The sequence below is a fragment of the Mesorhizobium sp. M1A.F.Ca.IN.020.04.1.1 genome (genome assembly GCF_003997315.1).
Lineage (GTDB): Bacteria > Pseudomonadota > Alphaproteobacteria > Rhizobiales > Rhizobiaceae > Mesorhizobium.
This window is the reverse complement of record NZ_RZSN01000310.1, coordinates 1-3,492: the sequence shown is the minus strand read 5'-3', so window position 1 is coordinate 3,492 and position 3,492 is coordinate 1. Positions and strand designations below refer to the sequence as shown.

The window sequence follows — 3,492 nt, the reverse complement described above, 5'->3', positions numbered from 1 at the left end:
GGCCGTTGCTGCCACGCCGTCCATGGATTGGAGCCTCATGTCTAAGACAACGGCCACCACTCTCGCGGTTCTCCTTTTTCTCCTCGCCGTGCTGCTTTCCGTGCTGGCGAGCCATAATAGCGCGCACCCGCCGCGGGAAAGGCCGCCCCCGCCCATGCAGTCGTGCCAATGGACAGTCAAAAGTGGAGCGGCGCACTCGTCAACGACCCCGCTTCGCCAAATCGCCGGCAACCCGGAAGGTCCGGGGACCCTTCAGCGCTCTGCCGGGCGGACGGTCAGTCGCCCGGCGTGGTGAATGGCGGTCGCGGTTGCCCGGCCCGCGCGAACGACGCTCAGCTGGGTGGGGTGGGCCCGATGGCGCAAGGCCATCTTTCCAGAAACCGCCAGAGCGCACCGGCATCTATAGCTGTGCGCCCTCGCGACTGCGCCCTGTGGCAAGTGCGGGGCTCGATCAAAAGCATTTTACACCAAAAGGCGGGCCGTTGCTGCCACGCCGTCCATGGATTGGAGACTCATGTCTAAGCCGACTGCCATCACTGTCGCAGCTCTTCTTTTACTCCTCGCCGTGCTGGCGAGCCAATATAGCGCGAACCTGCACCGGCAGGCGTGGTCGATCGACAGGCAAAAGTGGAGCGGCGCATTCGACAACGACCCCCTTCGCCAATCGCCGGCAACCCGCAAGGCGATGCCGTTCTGGTCATATTCAATGACTACCACAACTGTCCGCATTGCAGACTGGCAGATCTCAACTACCAAAAAGCCTTCAAGAATGATCCCAATCTGAAGCTTGTGATCAGACGGTTCCCGGTCCTGGGACCGGATTCCCAATCGCACTCGCCTCGAGAAAACAGGGAAAGTTCGACGAATTCCACCGCGCCCTTATGACTTCCCCCAGTTGGATCATTGAAAGGATCACTCTCAAGATCGCAGCGCGTGTGGGCCTTGACGTGGAGCAGCTCAAGCGGGAATGCAAGATCCGGCCATCGCAGATGAACTTGCGCGCGTCCGCGCACTCGCGAAAGGTCTGCACATCGACCGTACGCCCGCGTTGGTGGTCGGCGATATAGTGATCGCCCACCTGGTCGACATGGCCAGCTTGCAACGCTTGCTCGCCGATGCGCGCTCAAAGCGTGCAGGCTCTCGTGCGGGGCAGCATCTGTAGATCGGCCACGCTGTTGTTGCCGGAGCGTGCCGTTTGTGGCAGCTGGCTTTGCTGTTGCTCCTCGGCATCTTGTTGCGGTCATCCAGCTGCCGTGGGCGCCAACAACAATCCTGAGCGCCCGCGCCTGAAGGCGCTGGCCGGGTGCTCGTGAACCGAGCCCGCTTATCTTCGCCAGGCTCAGGCGGTCTTGGCCCTGCGGCTTCGCCCCCTGGCGCGGGGCAGCCTTCGGCTGCTGACGGTCGCCGGCCTGTCGGCCGGCGTCGTTTTTATCGTGGCCTTCCCCGGTGGCGCAGGGCGGGCAGCACTCCCTTCTAGGCCCGCCGCGGCGTCCCGCAACCCTTCGCTTTCGCTTCGGGTCCTCCACTCCGTTCCGGTCCTGCGGATGCAGTCCGCCTCCGACGTCGGGCCTTTCCGGTCGCTTTCGCCGCCCACCCCGCTTCCGGGGAGGGCGCGATTGAAGAGCGGAGGACATCACGATGCGTGCAAACAACAAACGTTGCGGCAGCCGACAGGCTGGCGCAGAGAGTGGCGGGCGCACCGGCGCCAGCCTTTATCAGGAAATCACCGACCGCATCATTGCCGAACTGGAGCGCGGCACCGTGCCATGGGTCAAGCCGTGGGGCAGGGCAAGGACAGGCCTCGGCCTGCCGCGGAATGCGGCCACCCAGCGCCGATATTCCGGCATCAATATCCTGATCCTGTGGGGCGGGGTCATCGATCGCGGTTTCCCCAGCCAGAACTGGCTCACCTTCCGGCAGGCGCTTTCCCTAGGTGGCAATGTCAGGAAGGGTGAGCACGGCACCACCATCGTTCACGCTGACCGCTTTGTTCCCAAGAACGAAAAGCAACGCGCCGACACCGATGGCGACGAACCGCAGGCGGTGCCCTTCCTGAAGCGCTTTACCGTCTTCAATGTCGCGCAGTGCGATAATCTGCCCGAACATCTTTATGCCGCCGGCGAGCCTCTGCCTGAGCGCGAGATGGTCCCGCAGGCCGAGGCGCTCATTCATGCAACCGGCGCTGATTTTCGCATCGGCGGCGAGCGCGCCTTCTACATGCCCGGCAGCGACACCATACAGGTGCCGCCGCAGCCGGCTTTCTTCCACCAGATCGACTATTACCGGACCTGCTTTCACGAGCTTGGCCACTGGACCGGCCACCCGACGCGACTCGCGCGCGACCTGTCCGGCTCCTTCGGGTCCAACACCTATGCGCGCGAGGAACTGGTCGCCGAAATCGCATCAGCCTTCATCTGCAGCAGTCTCGGCATCGAGCCGACCGTGCGCCATGCCGACTACATCGGCTCATGGCTGACGGTTTTGCGCGAGGACAACCGCGCCATCTTCCGCGCCGCAAGCCATGCCTCGAAAGCCGCCGATTTCCTGCTTGGCCGCAATGCCGATGTCGAAGGCGAGGCACATGCCGAAACCGCCTATGGAAGCGCGCAATCATCACACGCGGCCGCCTTGCGCCTCTGATGACGCAAAAGCCGCGCAACCAACTCGACAGTTCTTTTGAGGTTGCGCTAACATGGCCGGCGTTGGCGCCGATCGTTTATCGGATCGAGGTTCGCAAAAAAAGGGCGGCATTGCTGCCGCCCCTCGTTGCGAAAGCTGCCAGAGCTGGATTAGAAATCCATACCGCCCATGCCGCCCATGCCGCCGCCACCCATGCCGCCAGGCATGCCGCCGCCGCCAGCCGACTCCTTCTTCGGAGCCTCCGCGATCATGGCTTCGGTGGTGACCAGCAGGCCGGCCACCGAGGCCGCGTCCTGGAGAGCGGTGCGGACAACCTTGACCGGATCGACGATGCCCATGGCGATCATGTCGCCATATTCGCCGGTCTGGGCGTTGTAGCCGAAGGTCGCGCCCTTGTTCTCAAGGATCTTGCCGGCAACGATCGATGCTTCCGCACCGGCGTTGGCCGCGATCTGGCGGGCCGGAGCCTGCAGCGCACGACGAACGATGTTGATGCCGGCGGCCTGGTCGGCATTGACGCCGGTGGCCTTGATGTTGGCCGAAGCGCGCAGCAGCGCGACGCCACCACCAGCAACGATGCCTTCTTCGACGGCCGCGCGGGTCGCGTTGAGGGCGTCATCGACGCGGTCCTTCTTTTCCTTGACTTCGACTTCCGTCGCACCGCCGACGCGGATCACCGCAACGCCGCCGGCGAGCTTGGCCAGACGTTCCTGCAGCTTCTCCTTGTCGTAGTCCGAAGTGGTCTCTTCGATCTGCTGCTTGATCTGGGCAACGCGGCCCTGGATCTCGGCCTTCTTGCCGGCGCCGTCGACGATGGTGGTGTTCTCCTTGGAGATCGACACCTTCTTGGCG

5 protein-coding genes are annotated in these 3,492 nt (G+C 63.8%); 4 read left to right on the top strand and 1 reads right to left on the bottom strand.

The annotated features are described in order from the left end of the window. The first annotated feature begins 514 nt into the window (after positions 1-514). The 4 genes from EOA49_RS33865 (at position 515) to EOA49_RS31060 (ending at position 2,640) form a co-directional block, all read left to right on the top strand. Positions 515-784 (top strand): hypothetical protein, encoded by a 270-nt coding sequence (locus EOA49_RS33865; RefSeq protein WP_245457304.1) that lies wholly within the window; start codon positions 515-517, stop codon positions 782-784. Beyond that, positions 694-885 (top strand): hypothetical protein, encoded by a 192-nt coding sequence (locus EOA49_RS33860; protein ID WP_245457302.1) that lies wholly within the window; start codon positions 694-696, stop codon positions 883-885. Before EOA49_RS33865 ends, EOA49_RS33860 begins: the two co-directional genes overlap by 91 nt. A gap of 82 nt (positions 886-967) precedes the next feature. After that, positions 968-1,162: a hypothetical protein gene (locus EOA49_RS33855; protein ID WP_051695369.1), complete on the top strand. Its 195-nt coding sequence runs from the start codon at positions 968-970 to the stop codon at positions 1,160-1,162. Positions 1,163-1,638: 476 nt separating this feature from the next. Then, on the top strand, positions 1,639-2,640 hold the full coding sequence (locus tag EOA49_RS31060; RefSeq protein ID WP_051695374.1) for a zincin-like metallopeptidase domain-containing protein: 1,002 nt from the start codon (positions 1,639-1,641) through the stop codon (positions 2,638-2,640). A gap of 149 nt (positions 2,641-2,789) precedes the next feature. On the opposite strand, the gene EOA49_RS31055 is transcribed toward EOA49_RS31060, so the two are convergent. Continuing rightward, positions 2,790-3,492, bottom strand: a 703-nt coding sequence (locus tag EOA49_RS31055; RefSeq protein ID WP_281058468.1) for a TCP-1/cpn60 chaperonin family protein, incomplete at its 5' end; no start/stop codon positions are given.

Excerpts from the sequence above, each read along its gene's own strand:
- EOA49_RS33865 (WP_245457304.1), top strand. The coding sequence starts at position 515 with ATGTCTAAGCCGACTGCCATCACTGTCGCAGCTCTTCTTTTACTCCTC.
- EOA49_RS33855 (WP_051695369.1), top strand. The coding sequence starts at position 968 with ATGCAAGATCCGGCCATCGCAGATGAACTTGCGCGCGTCCGCGCACTC.
- EOA49_RS31060 (WP_051695374.1), top strand. The coding sequence starts at position 1,639 with ATGCGTGCAAACAACAAACGTTGCGGCAGCCGACAGGCTGGCGCAGAG.